Source organism: Pseudomonas palmensis (genome assembly GCF_049942755.1).
Taxonomy (GTDB): domain Bacteria; phylum Pseudomonadota; class Gammaproteobacteria; order Pseudomonadales; family Pseudomonadaceae; genus Aquipseudomonas; species Aquipseudomonas palmensis.
This window is the reverse complement of the sequence record NZ_CP187958.1, coordinates 2,024,756-2,042,659: the sequence shown is the minus strand read 5'-3', so window position 1 is coordinate 2,042,659 and position 17,904 is coordinate 2,024,756. Positions and strand designations below refer to the sequence as shown.

The 17,904-nt window shown below is 64.9% G+C and carries 18 protein-coding genes; 16 read left to right on the top strand and 2 right to left on the bottom strand.

The genetic code is table 11. The annotated features are described in order from the left end of the window. Positions 1–42 precede the first annotated feature (42 nt). The 5 genes from oscA (at position 43) to ACPRTJ_RS09315 (ending at position 4,065) form a co-directional block, all read left to right on the top strand. Positions 43–225: a sulfur starvation response protein OscA gene (gene oscA / locus ACPRTJ_RS09335; RefSeq protein WP_007941032.1), complete on the top strand. Its 183-nt coding sequence runs from the start codon at positions 43–45 to the stop codon at positions 223–225. Between the two features lie 46 nt (positions 226–271). Next, on the top strand, positions 272–1,279 hold the full coding sequence (locus tag ACPRTJ_RS09330) for a sulfate ABC transporter substrate-binding protein (protein WP_043861301.1): 1,008 nt from the start codon (positions 272–274) through the stop codon (positions 1,277–1,279). 87 nt (positions 1,280–1,366) lie between these two features. After that, positions 1,367–2,185, top strand: a complete 819-nt coding sequence (gene cysT, locus ACPRTJ_RS09325; protein ID WP_043859898.1) for a sulfate ABC transporter permease subunit CysT — start codon at positions 1,367–1,369, stop codon at positions 2,183–2,185. Between the two features lie 14 nt (positions 2,186–2,199). Beyond that, positions 2,200–3,072, top strand: a complete 873-nt coding sequence (gene cysW, locus ACPRTJ_RS09320) for a sulfate ABC transporter permease subunit CysW (RefSeq protein ID WP_043859899.1) — start codon at positions 2,200–2,202, stop codon at positions 3,070–3,072. Positions 3,073–3,075: 3 nt separating this feature from the next. Beyond that, complete coding sequence (locus ACPRTJ_RS09315) at positions 3,076–4,065, top strand: sulfate/molybdate ABC transporter ATP-binding protein (protein WP_054915893.1); 990 nt, start codon at positions 3,076–3,078, stop codon at positions 4,063–4,065. Positions 4,066–4,184: 119 nt separating this feature from the next. Here the strand turns inward: ACPRTJ_RS09315 and ACPRTJ_RS09310 are convergent, their stop codons facing one another. Both ACPRTJ_RS09310 and ACPRTJ_RS09305 read right to left on the bottom strand, forming a co-directional pair. Beyond that, positions 4,185–5,783, bottom strand: a complete 1,599-nt coding sequence (locus ACPRTJ_RS09310) for an alkaline phosphatase family protein (protein ID WP_426428670.1) — start codon at positions 5,781–5,783, stop codon at positions 4,185–4,187. A gap of 100 nt (positions 5,784–5,883) precedes the next feature. Further along, entirely contained in the window at positions 5,884–6,828 is a 945-nt protein-coding gene (locus ACPRTJ_RS09305) for a LysR family transcriptional regulator (protein WP_043859902.1), read from the bottom strand. Positions 6,829–6,972: 144 nt separating this feature from the next. On the opposite strand from ACPRTJ_RS09305, the gene ACPRTJ_RS09300 reads away from it, so the two are divergent. The 11 genes from ACPRTJ_RS09300 to ACPRTJ_RS09250 all read left to right on the top strand — a co-directional run bounded on the left by ACPRTJ_RS09300 (position 6,973) and on the right by ACPRTJ_RS09250 (position 17,688). Beyond that, a complete protein-coding gene (locus ACPRTJ_RS09300) occupies positions 6,973–9,312 on the top strand; it encodes a TonB-dependent receptor (RefSeq protein WP_123753364.1) in 2,340 nt (779 codons plus the stop codon). 252 nt (positions 9,313–9,564) lie between these two features. Continuing rightward, a complete protein-coding gene (locus tag ACPRTJ_RS09295; protein ID WP_426428668.1) occupies positions 9,565–10,365 on the top strand; it encodes an energy transducer TonB in 801 nt (266 codons plus the stop codon). 29 nt (positions 10,366–10,394) lie between these two features. Next, positions 10,395–11,117: a MotA/TolQ/ExbB proton channel family protein gene (locus ACPRTJ_RS09290; protein WP_043859905.1), complete on the top strand. Its 723-nt coding sequence runs from the start codon at positions 10,395–10,397 to the stop codon at positions 11,115–11,117. A gap of 1 nt (position 11,118) precedes the next feature. Further along, positions 11,119–11,520, top strand: a complete 402-nt coding sequence (locus ACPRTJ_RS09285) for an ExbD/TolR family protein (protein ID WP_043859906.1) — start codon at positions 11,119–11,121, stop codon at positions 11,518–11,520. Positions 11,521–11,746: 226 nt separating this feature from the next. Beyond that, on the top strand, positions 11,747–12,328 hold the full coding sequence (locus ACPRTJ_RS09280) for an alpha/beta hydrolase (RefSeq protein ID WP_043859907.1): 582 nt from the start codon (positions 11,747–11,749) through the stop codon (positions 12,326–12,328). 66 nt (positions 12,329–12,394) lie between these two features. After that, complete coding sequence (locus ACPRTJ_RS09275) at positions 12,395–13,339, top strand: sigma 54-interacting transcriptional regulator (protein ID WP_058541698.1); 945 nt, start codon at positions 12,395–12,397, stop codon at positions 13,337–13,339. Between the two features lie 162 nt (positions 13,340–13,501). Further along, entirely contained in the window at positions 13,502–14,287 is a 786-nt protein-coding gene (locus ACPRTJ_RS09270; protein ID WP_043859910.1) for a MetQ/NlpA family ABC transporter substrate-binding protein, read from the top strand. A 450-nt stretch (positions 14,288–14,737) separates the two neighbouring features. Beyond that, positions 14,738–15,403: an amino acid ABC transporter permease gene (locus tag ACPRTJ_RS09265; RefSeq protein ID WP_043859911.1), complete on the top strand. Its 666-nt coding sequence runs from the start codon at positions 14,738–14,740 to the stop codon at positions 15,401–15,403. After that, positions 15,384–16,043, top strand: coding sequence for an amino acid ABC transporter permease (locus ACPRTJ_RS09260; protein WP_043859912.1), 660 nt, complete (start codon positions 15,384–15,386; stop codon positions 16,041–16,043). Before ACPRTJ_RS09265 ends, ACPRTJ_RS09260 begins: the two co-directional genes overlap by 20 nt. Further along, positions 16,040–16,813 (top strand): amino acid ABC transporter ATP-binding protein, encoded by a 774-nt coding sequence (locus tag ACPRTJ_RS09255; RefSeq protein WP_043859913.1) that lies wholly within the window; start codon positions 16,040–16,042, stop codon positions 16,811–16,813. Before ACPRTJ_RS09260 ends, ACPRTJ_RS09255 begins: the two co-directional genes overlap by 4 nt. Next, complete coding sequence (locus ACPRTJ_RS09250) at positions 16,810–17,688, top strand: transporter substrate-binding domain-containing protein (RefSeq protein WP_054915897.1); 879 nt, start codon at positions 16,810–16,812, stop codon at positions 17,686–17,688. The genes ACPRTJ_RS09255 and ACPRTJ_RS09250 overlap by 4 nt, the downstream gene beginning before the upstream one ends. The last annotated feature ends 216 nt before the right edge of the window (positions 17,689–17,904 follow it).

Here is a 17,904-nt window from a genome sequence, read left to right as displayed (position 1 = left end):
AGATGCAGCTGCACGGCACCCCTTATTTCCAGGAGCACGAGCATGAGCGCATCTCTGCGTAGCGTTGACGGACAGGACGAAGCCACCATTCTGCGCGAGATCCAGAGCGCATTGCGCGACCTGCGTTTCGGCGCGGTGGAAATCACCGTGCACAACGCCCAGGTCGTGCAGATCGAACGCAAGGAAAAATTCCGCCTGCAGAATCCAGGCAACAAGCCCAGCTGATTCAGCCCTCTAATTAGAAAAAAATACGCCAATCGGGAGCTTCACCATGTCCATCCGCCGTTATGCCCTGGCCGCACTGGCCAGTGCTGTGTTTGCCGGTTCCGCCATCGCCAAGGACTACGAGCTGTTGAACGTGTCCTATGACCCCACCCGCGAGCTGTATCAGCAGTACAACGCCGAATTCATCAAGCACTGGCAGCAGGCGCACCCGGACGACAAGGTCAAGATCCAGCAGTCCCACGGTGGCTCGGGCAAGCAGGGCCGTGCGGTGATCGACGGCCTGCGCGCCGACGTGGTGACCCTGGCCCTGGCCGGCGACATCGACGAAATCGCCAAGCTCGGCAAGACCCTGCCGGAGAACTGGCAGACCCGCCTGCCCGACGCCAGCACCCCGTACACCTCGACCATCGTGTTCCTGGTGCGCAAGGGCAACCCCAAGGGCATCAAGGACTGGGGCGACCTGATCAAGAAGGACGTGTCGGTGATCACGCCCAACCCGAAAACCTCCGGTGGCGCGCGCTGGAACTTCCTCGCCGCCTGGGCCTACGGCCTGAAGGCCGGCGGCAGCGAAGCCAAGGCCCAGGAATACGTGCAGGAGCTGTTCAAGCACGTGCCGGTACTGGACACCGGCGCCCGCGGCTCGACCATCACCTTCGTCAACAACGGTCAGGGCGACGTGCTGCTGGCCTGGGAAAACGAAGCCTTCCTGGCCCTCAAGGAAGACGGTGGCGCCGACAAGTTCGACATCGTCGTGCCGTCGCTGTCGATCCTGGCCGAGCCGCCGGTGGCGGTGGTGGACAAGAACGCCGAGAAAAAGGGCAATACCGCGATCGCCACCGAATACCTCAAGTACCTGTACAGCCCGGCCGGCCAGAAGATCGCCGCCGAGAACTTCTACCGCCCGCGTGACGAGAAGGTCGCTGCCGAATACGCCAAGCAGTTCCCTAAACTCGAACTGGTGACTATCGACAAAGACTTCGGTGGCTGGAAAACTGCGCAGCCCAAGTTCTTCAACGATGGTGGTGTGTTCGACCAGATCTACACGGCGCAGTGATGCGTGGCCGTTAGGATAATCGCCATTCAGTAGCCAGCATGGGCCCGGGATTCGTCTCGGGCTTCGTGCGTTAAACCAGGGACTTCTATGTCGCGTCGTATCTCCCCCGTCATACCCGGCTTCGGGCTGACGCTGGGCTACACCTTGGTGTACCTCAGCCTGATAGTGCTCATACCGCTGGCGGCCATGTTCATCCATGCCGCCCAGCTCACCTGGGACCAGTTCTGGACCATCGTCACCGCACCCCGGGTGCTGGCCGCGCTCAAGCTCAGCTTCAGCACCGCGTTCTATGCGGCGCTGATCAACGGCGTGATCGGCACGCTGCTGGCCTGGGTGCTGGTGCGCTACACCTTCCCAGGGCGCAAGGTCATCGATGCGATGATCGACCTGCCGTTCGCCCTGCCCACCGCGGTGGCCGGCATCGCCCTGACCGCGCTGTATGCGCCGTCCGGTCTGGTGGGCCAGTTCGCCACCGACCTGGGCTTCAAGATCGCCTACACGCCGCTGGGCATCACCCTGGCGCTGACCTTCGTGACCCTGCCGTTCGTGGTGCGCACGGTGCAGCCGGTGCTGGCCGACATCCCGCGCGAGGTCGAAGAGGCCGCCGCGTGCCTGGGGGCCAAGCCGCTGCAGGTGTTCCGCTACGTGCTGGCGCCGGCGCTGCTGCCGGCCTGGCTGACCGGCTTCGCGCTGGCCTTCGCACGGGGTGTGGGCGAGTACGGTTCGGTGATCTTCATCGCCGGCAACATGCCGATGAAGACCGAGATCCTGCCGTTGTTGATCATGGTCAAGCTCGACCAGTACGACTACACCGGCGCCACCGCCATCGGCGTGATGATGCTGGTGGTTTCCTTCATCCTGCTGCTGCTGATCAACCTGTTGCAGCGGCGCATCGAAACCCCGTGAAGGAGGCCTGACCCATGTCTGCATCATCTGTTGGTGTGGCCGCTTCGGCCAACGCTGCCCGCCGTGGCAGCGCGATTTCACGGCGCGTGCTGATCGGCCTCGGCTGGCTGATCTTCGCGCTGTTTCTGCTGCTGCCGCTGTTCATCGTGGTGTCCCAGGGCCTGAAGATGGGCCTGGGCACCTTCTTCGAGGCGATCTTCGAGCCCGACGCGCTGTCGGCGCTCAAGCTCACCCTGATCGCGGTGGCCATCTCGGTGCCGCTGAACCTGGTGTTCGGGGTCAGCGCGGCGTGGTGCGTGAGCAAGTACAGCTTCCCCGGCAAGAGCATCCTGGTGACCCTGATCGACCTGCCGTTCTCGGTGTCGCCGGTGATCGCCGGTCTTGTCTACGTGCTGATGTTCGGTGCCCAGGGCTTCTTCGGCCCGTGGCTGCAGGACCATGACATCCAGATCGTGTTCGCCCTGCCCGGCATCGTGCTGGCGACCATCTTCGTCACCGTGCCGTTCGTGGCGCGCGAGCTGATCCCACTGATGCAGGAGCAGGGCACCCAGGAAGAGGAGGCTGCACGCCTGCTCGGGGCCAACGGCTGGCAGATGTTCTGGCACGTCACCGTACCCAACATCAAATGGGGCCTGATCTATGGCGTGGTGCTGTGCACGGCGCGCGCGATGGGCGAGTTCGGTGCGGTGTCGGTGGTGTCCGGGCATATTCGCGGGGTGACCAACACCTTGCCGCTGCATGTCGAGATCCTCTACAACGAATACAACCATGTCGCGGCCTTCAGCGTGGCCAGCCTGCTGCTGATCCTGGCGCTCTTCATCCTGCTGCTCAAGCAGTGGAGCGAGTCCCGCATTAACCGCCTGCGCCACAGCGCCGCGGAGGAATAATTCATGTCGATCGAAGTTCGTAACGTCAGCAAGCGCTTCAACGCTTTCCAGGCCCTGGACAGCATCAACCTGGATATCCACAGCGGCGAGCTGGTAGCGCTGCTGGGCCCGTCCGGCTGCGGCAAGACCACCCTGCTGCGCATCATCGCCGGGCTCGAGACGCCGGACCAGGGCAGCATCGTGTTCCATGGCGAGGACGTGTCGGGGCACGACGTGCGTGATCGCAACGTCGGCTTCGTGTTCCAGCACTACGCGCTGTTTCGCCACATGAGCGTGTTCGACAACGTCGCCTTCGGCCTGCGCATGAAGCCCAAGGGCGAGCGCCCGAACGAGACGCGCATTGCCGAGAAGGTCCACGAGCTGCTGAACATGGTGCAGCTGGACTGGCTCAGCGACCGCTACCCCGAGCAACTGTCCGGTGGCCAGCGCCAGCGTATCGCCCTGGCGCGGGCGCTGGCGGTAGAGCCCAAGGTGCTGCTGCTGGACGAGCCGTTCGGTGCGCTGGACGCCAAGGTGCGCAAGGAGCTGCGTCGCTGGCTGGCGCGGTTGCACGAAGACATCAACCTGACCTCGGTGTTCGTGACCCACGACCAGGAAGAAGCCATGGAAGTGGCCGACCGTATCGTGGTGATGAACAAGGGCGTGATCGAGCAGATCGGCTCGCCGGGCGAGGTATACGAGAACCCGGCCAGCGACTTCGTCTACCACTTTCTGGGCGACTCCAACCGCCTGCACCTGAGCGAGGACCAGCACGTGCTGTTCCGTCCGCACGAAGTGTCGCTGTCGCGACAGGAGGTGGAAGGCCACCACGCAGCTGAAGTGCGTGACATCCGCCCGTTGGGCGCGACCACGCGGGTGACGCTGAAGGTGGAAGGGCAGAGCGAGCTGATCGAGGCCGAGGTGGTCAAGGACCACGACAGCCTGACCGGGTTGGCCCGTGGCGAGACGTTGTTCTTCAAGCCGAAGGTGTGGCAGAAGGTCGGCAATATCTGAGGCCTCACGGGCCTCATCGCGGGTCAAGCCCGCTCCCACAGGTACTCCACTGCACCTTGGATCAGTGATATCCCTGTGGGAGCGGGCTTGACCCGCGACGGGCCGCGAAGCGGCCCGCCTCACCACACCCCGATCTTCACCACGCTGTCCGCCTGCGGCTCCCCGTAGCGGAACCGCTCCCCCCGCCGCTCGATCTCCGCATGGCTGATCGTGGTGCGGCGTTTGAGCCCGCGCAGCCACTGCAACAGGTATCCCTGATGCACCTCGCGCACGCCGGCATGCGCCGGATCATCGCCCAGGTCGTGCCGCTCCTGCGGGTCTTCCTGCAGGTCGAACAGCTGCGCCCTGAAGCCGTCATACGCGATGTACTTGAAGCGCTCGCTGCGCACCATGGTCATGCGGCAACGGTCGATCGGCTGACCCAGCCGCTCCCGCGCCGGGGTCTGGAACGCATAGTCGTACTCGGCAATCGCGTATTCGCGCCATCCCTGCGCCGTACCGTGCAGCAACGGTACCAGTGACCGCCCCTCCAGCCGATGCTCGGCCCCTGGCAATCCCATTGCGTCCAGAAACGTCGGCAGCGCATCGATGGTCTCCACCAGCCGCGCATCCACCGTGCCGCGGGTGGCATCTGCCGCCCCACGCGGGTCGCGCACGATCAACGGCACACCCACCGCCTGCTCCAGCAGAAACTCCTTCTCCCCCAGCCCGTGGTCGCCCAGAAAATCACCGTGGTCGCTGGTGAACACGATCAGCGTGTCGTCCCAGCGCCCGGTGCGTCGAAGCACTTCGAACAGCCGTCCGAGCTGGTCGTCCACCTGCCTGATAAGCCCCATGTAGGTGGGGATCACCTTCAGGCGCACCTCCTCGCGGGAGAAGTTCACGCTCTCCTGATGCTGGCGGAACGCGCCATACACCGGGTGATCGCTGCGCCCGCCCGGCACCGCCGGCAGCACCTGCGCCGCGCCATACAGCGCGTGGTACGGCGCCGGCGCGATGTACGGCCAGTGCGGCTTGATGTACGACAGGTGCAGGCACCACGGCTGCTCGCCCTGTTCGGTGATGAAGTCGATGGCGCGGTCGGTGGTGTACACCGTCTCCGAATGCTGCTCGGGCAGGCGCGTGGGGCGGTCGGCGTGGCGCATGTGCCAGCCGCTGAGCACCTCGCCGTCTTCGCCCTGCGCTGCATTGGCCCAGTCGTGCCAGGGGTTGTCGCCGCCATAGCCGTGTTCGCGCAGGTAACGGGTGTATGGCGCGCTCTCGCGCTTTTCGGCGAACTGCGGGTCGTCGGGGTAGATACCGTCATGGCGCACATAGGCTTCGAAACCCACTTCATCGAGCTGCCTGGCCATGTCGGCGTCGATGCCCAGCTGCTGCTGCGCCTGAAGGTTCGGCGTGGCGTGGGTCTTGCCCACCAGCGCTGTGCGGATGCCGGCCGGGCGCAGGTAGTCGCCCAGGGTCAGCTCCTCCAGCGGCAGCGGCACGCTGTTCCAGGCCACCTGGTGGCTGCTCACATAGCGCCCGGTGTACGCCGACATGCGCGACGGCCCGCAGATGGTGCCTTGGGTATAGGCGCGGCTGAAGCGCACCCCGGCAGCGGCCAGGCGGTCGATGTTGGGCGTGTGCAGGTGCGGGTGGCCGTAGCACGACAGGTAATCGCGACGCAGCTGGTCGCACATGATGTACAGCACGTTGCGCACGGGGGCAGGTTGGGTCATGGCGCTCACCGGTTGAAAGTCTGGTGGGTGATTTCGCCCTGCACGCCACGCGACCACAAGCGCATTTGCCGAATACCTTCGATGCGCCCGGCGCAACACCTCAGATGGCCAGGCGCTCCAGGTTGCACAGGTCCTGGTCGGCCTGATCGGTGGCGACGATCTGCGCGATCATTGCCTCGGCCAGCGGCGACAGGCGCTGGCGCGCACGGCTGACGATGCCGTAGCGGGTGTACAGCTCCTCGCAGTCGTCGTGCAGGCCGTCGATGTTCAGGCGCACCAGTTGCTGGGCTGCGCTGTGCAGCGCATCGCTGTTGGCGCTGCAGATGCCGATCGCGTCGGAGTTCAGCACCACCCCCAGCAGGCTGTAGCCGTTCTCGCACTCGACGCTGGCGGTGAAGTCCGGGCGCCCGCTCAGGTCGCTGATCACCTTGCGCAGGTTGGGCGGGCGCAGGGTCACCGCCAGGGGGTAGGCCAGCAGTTGCTCGGCGCTGACGCTCGGCAGTTGCGCCAGCGGGTGCGCGGCGCGGCAGCAGAAGTGCCAGCGGCGCGGGCGCAGGCGCACGGTGTGGTAGGCCGGGTCGGCCTCGAAGCGGCGGGTGTCGGCCACGAAGAACTCGAACTCCTCGGCCAGCAGGCGCTTGTCCAGGTTCTGCCAGTCATCCACCTGAAAGCGCACCCGTGCCCTGGGGTAGCGCCCGATGAACGTGCCGATGGCACGCGGCACCAGCCCGGCGGCCGGCGCCGGGCCGCAGCCAAAGCGCAGCTCGCCGGCCTCCAGGCCGTTGAACTGGCTGATCTCGTTGCTCAACTGATGCGCGCCGCTGACCAGCCGGCGTGCATGTTCGAGCACCACCAGGCCCTGCTTGGTCGGCGCCAGCTCCTTGCTCGACCGGTCCACCAGCAGGCACCCGGCGCTGTGTTCCAGGGCCTGGATGCTGCGGCTGAAGGCCGATTGCGAAAGGCTCACCGCGTTCGCCGCCGCCACGAAGCTGCGGTGCTCGGCAAGCGCGATCAGGTGGCGAAGCTGGCGTAGGTCGATATGCATTTTTCACATGAAAAGTATCGGGCAAATGCATTTGCTCTGCCTCGGCTGCACTCCTTATAAAGGCAATCTCTTATGCAGTAAACATATGTGAAATCATAAATAAATAACTTTAAGGAATATCAATTCCTTGCCCAGGAGCCGCCCATGTGCCCGTCTTCCCCCGCCGCACCCTTGTCTTCCCGACGGCTCAAGCGCCTGCCGCTGGCCTTGCTGCTGGCCGGCAGCGCGCATTGGCTGCCGGCCCAGGCGGCCACCGACGCGACGCCCGAGGTCAAGCCCGACAGCCAGCTCAAGGCCGTCACCGTGACTGCGCGCCGACGTGAAGAGAGCGCCCAGGACGTGCCCACGCCGATGAGCGTGCTCGACGGCCAGGCCCTGGAAAGCCAGCGCGTGTACCGCATCCAGGACCTTCAGCAGTTGGTGCCCAGCGTCAACGTGGCCTACATGCATGCGCGCCAGTCCAGCGTGTCGATCCGCGGCCTGGGCAACAACCCGGCCAGCGACGGCCTGGAAGGCAGCGTGGGGCTGTACCTGGACAACGTCTACCTCGGCCGCCCCGGCATGGCGGTGTTCGACCTCATGGACATCGAGCAGCTCGAAGTGCTGCGCGGCCCCCAGGGCACCCTGTTCGGCAAGAACACCACTGCGGGGGTCATCAACATCAGCACCCGTGCGCCCAGCTTCACCCCCGAGCGCAGCATCGAGGCCTCGGTGGGCGAGGACGGCTACTTCCAGACCAAGGGCACGCTTTCCGGCCCGCTCACCGAGACCCTGGCCGGTCGCTTCTCGGCCTACCGCACGCGCAGCGACGGCGACATCAGCAACGAGCACGACGGCCACACCCTCAACGGTGGCGCGCGCCAGGGCTTTCGCGGGCAACTGCTGTACAAGCCCAGCGAGCAGTTCAACCTGCGCTGGATCGGCGACTACAACGAGGAAGACTCCAGCGCCGGCACCCGCGTGCTGTACAGCACCGGGCCGACCATCAACGGCGTCAACCGCTATGAAAACCGTGCGGCGGCGGCCGGCGCCACGCTGGTCGACGGCCGCCACCGCAAGGTCAACCTGGACGACGACCAGAAGGTAACGGTGTTCCAGGGCGGCACCTCGCTGGAGGCCAACTGGACCCTGGACAACGACTTCACCCTGACCTCCATCAGCAGCTACCGCTGGTGGGACTTCACCCCGCGCAACGACGACGGCCTGGATGTGCCGGCGACCTACAACGCCGGGGTGTCGGTGCAAGACAAGCAGTACTCCCAGGAATTTCGCCTGGCCTCGCCCACGGGCGGCTTCTTCGACTACGTACTGGGCGCGTACTACTTCGGCTCCAACCTGGACAACAAGTCCTTCGCCTTCTACGGCCCCCAGGCCGACGTATGGAACGGCACGCCGACCGGTGCGCTGGCCAACGTCAGCTCGGTGGGCAAGGGGCACATCAAGACCGACAGCTTCGCCCTGTTCGGTCAGGGCACCTGGCACCTCACCCCGCGCCTGGACTTCACCGCCGGGATACGCGGCACCTACGAAGAGAAAAGCGCCTGGGTCAACCGCAGCGCCCCGGTGGGCGGCGCTGCGGTCAGCGGGGCGGCGGCAGCGGTACGCCAGGGACGGGCCGGTGCGTATGACTCGGGCGACCTCAACCAGTACAGCACCAGCCCCTCGGGCCTGCTCAACCTCAGTTACCGCTTCACCGACGACCTGCTGGGCTACGCCACGCTGTCCCACGGCGAGAAGTCCGGCGGGGTCAACCTGGCGGTGGGCACCGCACCGGTGGCTGGCGCCGACTCGTTGCTGATCGGCACCGAGCGCGCCAACAACGCCGAACTGGGCTTCAAGAGCACCCTGTGGGACCGCCGCCTGCAACTGAACGCCAACCTGTTCTGGACCCAGGTCAACGGCTACCAGACCAACGCCTACGACGACGCCAACCGCGTGCAGTACCTGACCAACGCAGGCTCGGTGCGCTCACGCGGGGTCGAGTTCGACAGCACCCTGGTGCCGCTGCGCGGCCTTACGCTGAACCTCAACGGCTCGTTCAACGACGTGCGCTACCTCGCCTACAAGGACGCCCCGTGCGCGCCGGAGGTGGCTCTGCAACCGGGTGCCCCGGCCGCCTGCGACCTCAGCGGGCATCAGGTGGTCGGCGCCTCCAAATGGATCGCCAACGCCAACGGGCAGTACCAGTGGGACCTGGACAACGGCCTGCAGCCCTATGTCACCGCCAGCTATGCGTTCCGTTCCAGGGCGGTGGGCACAGTCGAGGACTCGGACTTCGCGCAGATCCCCAGCTACGCCGTGGTCAACCTCAGTACCGGCCTGCGCGGCGATGCCGGGGGCGGGCAGTGGGACGTGTCGCTATGGCTGAAGAACGCCTTCGACAAGACCTACTACACCACCCTGTGGAGCGCCGCCAACGGCGGCTACGAAGGGCTGCTCGGCACCCCGCGGACCCTGGGCGTGACCGGTCGCTATGACTTCTGAGGGGTTTTTCGATGCCTTTGGCGAATATTTTCGATGCCGCAAAGGCATTGCCAGATCAGCAATGCCCTCCAGCCCTTGATTGGCGCGGGCTAGAGCGGTTCAGCGGTTTTGTATATGCGATCAGGTTCTATCCATAACTTTAAAGATTACTTTAAGAGATAAGCAGCACGCGTCGATCATCCACCTCAGCGAAGGCCGGCCAGACCGGGCGGCCTTCGATGCACATGCACCGAACCTCCCAGGAGTTGATCAATGGGTAATGTCCAGACCGCCGCCAGTGCTCTCGATGTGCTTTGGCGCCAGGCGCCGGGCGGCGAGCTGGTCGACCTCGGTCGGCCGCACCGGTTGCCGCTGGCGCAACAGCGCTTGCAGCGCACCCCGCGTAGTGCCTTGAAGGGCCGCGAGAAGGTGCTGCTCGGGGTTTTCGCGCTGGTGCTGCATGGTGCCGTGGCCTACTGGGTCAGCCAGGCACCGGCCCCGGTGTTGCCGGTGGTTCCACCGGAAATCCCGCCGATGACCATCGAGTTTTCCCAGCCGGCGCCACCGGTTGTCGAGCCGCCGCCCCCGGCGCCGGCCGAGCCTGTGGTGGAGCCGCCACCGCCGGTGGTCGACGAGTTGGCCGTCAAGCCGCCGCCACCGCCCAAGCCGATACCCAAGCCCAAGCCAAAGCCGGTGCCCAAGCCCGAGCCCAAGCCTGCGCCCAAACCGGTCGAGCCGCCGCCGGCACCGCCACAACCTGCCGCCCCGCCTGCGCCACCTGCCCCGGCGCCGGTGACCCCGGCTTCGGCCAGCGCGGCGTACCTGAAGAACCCGGCGCCGGAATACCCGTCGCTGGCCCAGCGTCGCGGCTGGGAAGGCACCGTGCTGCTGCGGGTGCATGTGTTGCCCAGCGGCAAGCCTGGCGAGATCCAGTTGCAGAAGAGCAGTGGTCGCCAGCAGCTCGACGACGCCGCGCTGGCGGCGGTAAAGCGCTGGAGCTTCGTGCCGGCCAAGCAGGGCGACGTGGCTCAGGCGGGCTGGGTCAGCGTGCCGATCGATTTCAAGATTCGCTAAAAATTTCGCGCTAACAGAGAGAAACCATCATGAGTGTATTGGCATCCCCCCTTGAATCCATCGAAAGCGCGGTGATCTGGCTGCTGGTGGTGTTTTCCGTCGCGACCTGGGGCCTGGCCCTGGTCAAGGGCTTGCAGTTCGCCCGTCTTAAGAACCAGGACAAGCGCTTCCACAAGCAGTTCTGGGCGGCCTCAAGCCTTGATTCGGCCGCCGAACTCACCCAGACCCAGCCCGGCGCCGCCGCCCGCGTGGCCCAGGCCGGCTACGCCGCCATCGCGGTGGGCGAGCCCGGCCAGGCCAATGACCTGAGCCAGGCGATCAACCACCAGGACCGCCTCGAACGCGCCCTGCGCCAGCAGATCGTGCGTGAGCGCCGCTCGCTGGAAACCGGCCTCGCGGTGGTGGCCAGTATCGGCAGCACGTCGCCGTTCATCGGCCTGTTCGGTACCGTGTGGGGCATCATGGAAGCGCTCAAGGGCATCAGTGCGGCGGGCTCGGCGAGCCTGGAAACCGTGGCCGGGCCGATTGGTGCGGCGCTGGTGGCCACGGGTGTGGGGATCGCGGTCGCGGTGCCGGCGGTGCTGGTTTACAACTACTTCCTGCGTCGCCTGAAACTCACGGCGGCCGACCTCGACGACTTTGCCCACGACTTCTACAGCCTGGCGCAGAAGAGTGCCTTCCGCGTGCTGGTGCACCCTGCGCTTCACAAAGCTGCAACAGTGAGCGGCCAACCTGTGAAAGAGGCGTCCTGACATGGCCTTTTCTACCCAGGACAGTGACGAGGTACTCAGCGAGATCAACGTGACGCCGCTGGTGGACGTGATGCTGGTGCTGCTGGTGGTGTTCATCGTGACCGCGCCGTTGTTGACCAACGCGATCCCGATCAGCCTGCCCAAGACCGAGGCCGTGGCCCCGGTGGAGCAGAAGGACCCGCTGGTGGTGAGCATCGATGGGGGCGGCAAGTTGTTCATCAACAAGGACGAGATCCAGCCGGACTTGCTGGAGACCAGCTTGCAGGCGGCCAAGGCCAAGGACCCGGAGGTACGCGTGCAACTGCAGGCGGACGACGGTGTGAATTATGGGGAAGTGGCGCGCGCCATGGCCTCGATCGAGCGGGCGGGGATCACCAAGCTTTCGGTGATCACCGCGCGTTGAACACGATGCAACGGTAAGGGCAACGCATTCGGGGGCCGTATCCTGGCAGGGGACGGCCCCTTTTTTTATGCCCGTTCCGAGGGCGCCGATACCAGCTCCCACAGGGTTGCACACAGCATTCGGAAAGCAGTTTTAGTTATTAATAAATAGCTTCTTATTCCTTTACGAATATAACCCCCGCCCTATACTTGCCCTCATGCAATGCAAACCCAGCAGGAGGCATCTCATGCGCAATGAGTCGATTCGTTACCTGATTGTGCCGGGCTGGCAAGGATCGCCAGACGATCACTGGCAAACCCACTGGCAGAACAGCCTGCCCAACAGTGCCCGCGTCGAACAGGCCGACTGGATCACCCCGCGTCGTGAAGACTGGGTTGCCGCGCTCGAACATGCCATCGCCGCCGACACCTCGCCGGTGATCCTGATCGCCCACAGCCTGGGCTGCATCACCGTCGCGCATTGGGCCGCCCACGCCAGCGAAACCCTGCTGCAGCAGGTACGTGGCGCACTGCTGGTGGCCCCGGCCGACGTCGAACGCCCGGCCTGTGCACCGGCCCTGCGCAACTTCGCGCCGATTCCGCAGAACCTGCTGCCGTTTCCCAGCCAGGTGGTCACCTCCGACAACGATCCGGCGGTCAGTGCGCCACGGGCGATGCAACTGGCCCGCGCCTGGGGCGCAGAAGCCGGTGTGCTCGGCGGCGCCGGGCATATCAACGTCAAGTCCGGACACCGGCGCTGGGAGCAGGGCTTTGCCTACCTCTATCGCCTGCAGAGCCGCCTGGAACAGCACGCACTGCGTCGCGCCTGACCCCGGGCGCTACCCTCTTTTTCATCAAGACGTCCGCGCCGTGAGTCGCTCGGGCGGGAGTTTGCCATGAGCCTTCACGACACCTACGGCCAGCCACTGCTGACCTTCCCCGAGAGCGACAAGAGCCCGTTGAGCATCCGCGCCAAGGCGCTGGTGTTCGTCGACCCGCGCTCGCGCCAGCTGCGCGAAGAGCTGGAGCTGCTGGCGCCGCTGGCCTTGCCCGTGCTGATCCGCGGCGAAAGCGGCACCGGCAAGGAGCTGCTGGCCCGGCAGATCCACCGCGCCAGCGACCGCGGCGGGCTGTTCGTCTCGGTCAACTGCGGCGCCATCAGCCCCACCTACGCCGACGCCGAACTGTTCGGCTACAGCGCCGGCGCCCACAGTGGTACCGCCAGCAGCCGCGCCGGCTGGTTCGGCTCGGCCAACGGCGGCACGCTGTACCTGGATGAAATCGCCGACCTGCCGCTGCCGATCCAGGTCAAGCTGCTGGCTGCCCTGGAAAACCGCGAAGTCACCCGCGTTGGCGCCCAGCAACCCAACCCGGTGGACGTGCGCCTGGTGGCCGCCTCCAGCATCGACCTGGCCCAGGCCGTGGCCGCCGGCAAGTTCCACGACCGTCTCTACCACTACCTGCACGAAGGCCGCCTCGAGCTGCCCGCGTTGCGCGAGCGGGTGGGCGATATCCTGCCGCTGGCCGAGTACTTCGTGGGCATCTACAGCCCGCGCCTGAACCTGGCCGTGCCGCCGCTGCTCAGCGAGGCCGCGCAGCGGGTGCTGGAACTGCACAGCTGGCCGGGCAACACCCGCGAACTGGAAAACGTCATTCACTTCGCCCTGCTGGTCAGCAGCGGGGAGGAAATACTGCCCGAGCATCTGAACCTGCCCACTCCGCTGCAGGCGCTGGCCACGCAGCTCGACCAGCTCTGCCGCCTGGGCCAGCCGGGTGAGCGCAGTGCGTTGCAGGCCTTGCTGCAGCAGGTGTCGTTGCGTCTGGCGCAATCGGCCGCCTGAGGTCATGCGGGGCGCGCAACAAAAAATGGAATAAGCAGCTAAGCAAAAGATATTGTTAAGGAATAAAAAATCTCGGTATTGTCGCCTTCACGCCAGCTAGCACAATACTGGCACCCTCTCTTCCGCCGTCGACGATGGCTGTGATTCGAATAAGGACTGCGCATGAAAAAGGCTTTGTTGTTGACTGCATTGGCAGCCGCTCTGTCGGTTGCAGGCTTCGCCCACGCCGGCCAGAAGCTGGTGGTTGCCGCCACCCCGGTGCCCCACGCCGAGATCCTCGAGCTGATCAAGCCAACCCTGGCCAAGGAAGGCGTGGACCTGGAAATCAAGGTGTTCACCGACTACGTGCAGCCCAACGTGCAGGTCGATCAGAAGCGTCTGGACGCCAACTACTTCCAGACCCTGCCCTACCTCAAGAGCTTCAACGAAGGTAAAGGCACCCACCTGGAAACCGTGATCGGCGTACACGTCGAACCGTTCGGTGGCTACTCGAAGAAGGTCAAGAGCCTGGCCGAGCTCAAGGACGGCGCCACCATCGCCATCCCCAACGAAGGCTCCAACAGTGGCCGTGCGCTGATCCTGCTGCAGAAGGCCGGGCTGATCGAACTCAAAGATCCGAAAAACGCCCTGGCCACGCCCAAGGACATCGCCAAGAACCCGCACAACTTCAAGTTCAAGGAGCTTGAGTCGGCCCTGCTGCCACGCGTGCTGGACCAGGTCGACCTGGACATGATCAACACCAACTATGCGCTGGAAGCCGGCCTGAACCCGGCCAAGGATGCCCTGGTGATCGAGGGTTCCGACTCGCCTTACGTGAACTTCCTGGTGGCGCGCCCCGACAACAAGGACAGCGACGCCATCCAGAAGCTGGCCAAGGCCCTGACCAGCCCTGAAGTGAAAGCCTTCATCGAGCAGAAATACAAAGGCGCGGTACTGCCGGCGTTCTGATTCGCCCGCTGTAGACCGCACGATGCAAAACGCCGACTCCGGTTACCGGGTCGGCGTTTTTTTTGAATGGGGTTTCAGCGTGGTGTGTTGACCGCGCGGCGCAGGGCCGTCAGCCATTTGATCAGTTCGCTGGGGTCGAGGGTCGGCTGGTCGCTGTTCATGGTGTTGTTTTCCTTGTGGGTTGAACGGCCCACGGGGCCGCGCACGACAGCTGTTTGATGGCGCGCGCGCGGGAAAGATCCCGCCTGCCACGAGGAAATTTGCGGTTAGTTTTTTGCGTGATATCAATATGCAATAACGATATTTAAATAAATATTTTTATAGCTTTAGAGTATTACCAAAGTGCTTACCGGCACGCCCAACCCTAGCCGCCACCGCCCGTCTACCCTCGGGCCGGTTCGAGACCACCCCCATGCAGCGCACCCTGTTTCGGACGCCGAGGCCACGCCGATGAGCTTCGACGTCGCATTCATCCTCAGCACATTGCCCGCGTTTCTCAAGGCCGTCGGGGTCACCCTGCAGGTCGGCCTGATCGCCATCGCCACCTCGCTGGTGGTGGCCGTGATCAACACCGCGATCCTGGTCTACCGCACGCCCTACCTGCAGCGTGCCGTGGGCCTGTACGTGGAGCTGGCACGCAACACGCCGCTGCTGATCCAGCTGTTTTTCGTGTACTTCGCGCTGCCCAGCCTGGGCCTGAAGATTTCCGGCTTCGCCGCCGCGATCATCACCATGACGTTTCTCGGCGGGGCCTACCTGACCGAGGTGCTGCGCGCCGGTGTCGAGGCGGTGCCCGCCGCACAGCTGGAGTCCGGGCGCTCCATCGGGTTGTCCGAAGGCCAGCTGCTGCGCCACGTGATCCTGCCCCAGGCCGGCATCCTCAGCCTGCCGGCGCTGTTCGCCAACTTCATCTTCCTGCTCAAGGAAACCACCGTGGTGTCGGCGGTGGCGGTGCCCGAGATTCTCTACACCACCAAGAGCTACATCGCCCTTTACTACAAGACCTACGAAATGCTCGCGGTGCTGACGCTGATCTGCGTGCTGCTGTTCTTGCCGTTGTCGCTGCTGCTGAGCCGCCTGGAAAGGAGGTTGCAACATGGCCAGTTCGGGTCTTGAACTGCTGCTGGTGTCGCTGCCGCAACTGGCCCAGGGCGCCGCGCAAACCCTGTCGATCTCGGCCCTGGGCATCGCTTTCAGCACCCTGGGCGGGGTGCTCTACGGCGTGCTCGCCACCCTCGGCAAGCGCAGCGTGAACCTGGTGCTGCGGGTGTACCTGGAGCTGTTTCGGGCGATACCGGTACTGGTGTGGCTGTACCTGCTGTTCTTCGGCCTGCCGATCTTCTTTGCCGTGAGCATTCCCAGCTTCTGGTGCGCGGTGCTGGTGCTGTCGCTGTGGGGTGCCAGCGAGGTGGGCGAGGTGGTGCGCGGTGCACTGCATTCGCTGCCGCGCGGGCAACGCGAGGCGGGGCTGTCGATCGGCCTGGATGGCTGGCAGCTGTATGGCTACGTGCTGCTGCCCCAGGCACTCAAGCGCATGACCCCGCCGACCATCAACATCTACACGCGCATCATCAAGACCAGTTCGCTGGCAGTGCTGATCGGCGTGGTGGACGTGATCAAGGTGGGCCAGCAGATCATCGAGCGCACCTATGAGTCGGTGCTGATCTACGGCGCGCTGTTCCTGTTCTTCTTTTTCATCTGCTACCCGCTGTCGGCCGCCTCGCGGGCGCTGGAGCGGCGCTGGACACACGCATGAGCGCATTGATCGAGTTCAAGGGTTTCAACAAGTTCTTCGGTGAGCACCAGGTGCTCAAGGGCATCGACCTGCAGGTGCGCAGCGGCGAAGTGGTGGTGATCCTGGGCCCCAGCGGCTGCGGCAAGAGCACCCTGCTGCGCTGCCTCAATGGCCTGGAAGTGGCCCACGGCGGCAGCCTGACACTGGCCGGTAAAGAGCTGCTGAGCAAGGCCACCGACTGGCGCCAGGTGCGCCAGCAGGTGGGCATGGTGTTCCAGAGCTACCACCTGTTCGGCCACATGAGCGTGATGGAAAACCTGCTGCTCGGGCCGCTCAAGGTGCAGAAGCGCGAACGCCTCGAGGCCCAGGCCCAGGCCGAAGCACTGCTGGCGCGGGTGGGCCTGCTGGACAAGCGCGACGCCTATCCGCGCCAGCTTTCCGGTGGCCAGCAGCAACGTATCGCCATTGTGCGTTCGCTGTGCATGAACCCGCAGGTAATGCTGTTCGACGAGGTGACCGCCGCCCTCGACCCGGAGATGGTCAAGGAAGTGCTGCAGGTGATCCAGGGCCTGGCCCGCGACGGCATGACCCTGTTGATCGTGACCCATGAAATGGCCTTCGCTCGCGCGGTGGCCGACCGCATCGTGTTCATGGAGGCCGGCAGGATCCTTGAACAGAGCCCCCCCGAGAGCTTCTTTACGAACCCGCAGACCGCACGCGCGCAGCAGTTCCTGGAGAAATTCTCCTTTGTCGAAAGCCTGCCCAAGACACCACACAAGGAACTGTCATGAAGACTGCCCACGCTTCAAAACTGCTGCTGTCGCTGTTCACCCTGGCCGTACTGGCCGGGTGCAACAAATCCGAAGCGCCGAGCAAGCCTGCCGCCAATGCCGCAGCGCCGGCCACCAGCTACCTGGAAACCATCAAGGCCCGCGACAAACTGATCGTCGGCGTGTTCACCGACAAGCCGCCATTCGGCTATGTGGATGAAAGCGGGCGTTATGTGGGTTTTGACACCGACATCGGTCGCGAGCTGGCCAAGTCGCTGCTGGGCGACGAGAACAAGGTCGAGTTCGTGGCCGTGGAGCCGGCCAGCCGCATTCCCTTCCTGCAGAGCGACAAGGTCGACCTGATTCTGGCCAACATGACCGTGACCCCGGAGCGCAAGGAAGCGGTGGAGTTCACCAACCCCAACCTGCGCGTGGCGGTACAGGCGCTGGTGCCCGAGGGCAGCGAGGTGAAGAAGCTCGACGACCTGGCGGCCAAGACCACCATCGTCACCACCGGCACCACGGCGGACATCTGGCTGACCAAGAACCACCCGGACTGGAAACTGCTCAAGTTCGAGAAGAACTCCGAGTCGTTGCAGGCGTTGGCCAATGGCCGTGGCGATGCGTATGCGCAGGACAACCTGATCCTGTTCAGCTGGTCCAAGCAGAACCCGGGCTACCGTGTGCTGGACGAGAAGCTGGGCGAGGAAGCGCCGATTGCGCCGGCGGTGAAGAAGGGCAACATCGAGCTGCGTGACTGGGTCAACAGCGAGCTGGCGCGTCTGGGCGAGCAGAAGTACCTGCTCAAGCTGTATGACCAGTACGTGCGCAAGGAGCTTAGCGACGACACCAAGCCGGAGAGCGTGATCGTCGAGGGCGGCAAATGGCAGGGCTGAGGCCCTGACACCGCGTCGCTCTTATCGCGGGTCAAGCCCGCTCCCACAAGGACCGTCGCTGTCTGTGTGGGAGCGGGCTTGACCCGCGACGGGCCGCCCCGCGGCCCTGCCTTCTCTCCGGCCACCGCCCTTGCCCCCCCCCCCCGCGTCTGCCCCAACGCCTTCTCCAGCACGATGCAGTTGCTCTGCACATCCTGCTCCAGCGCCGCGATCAAA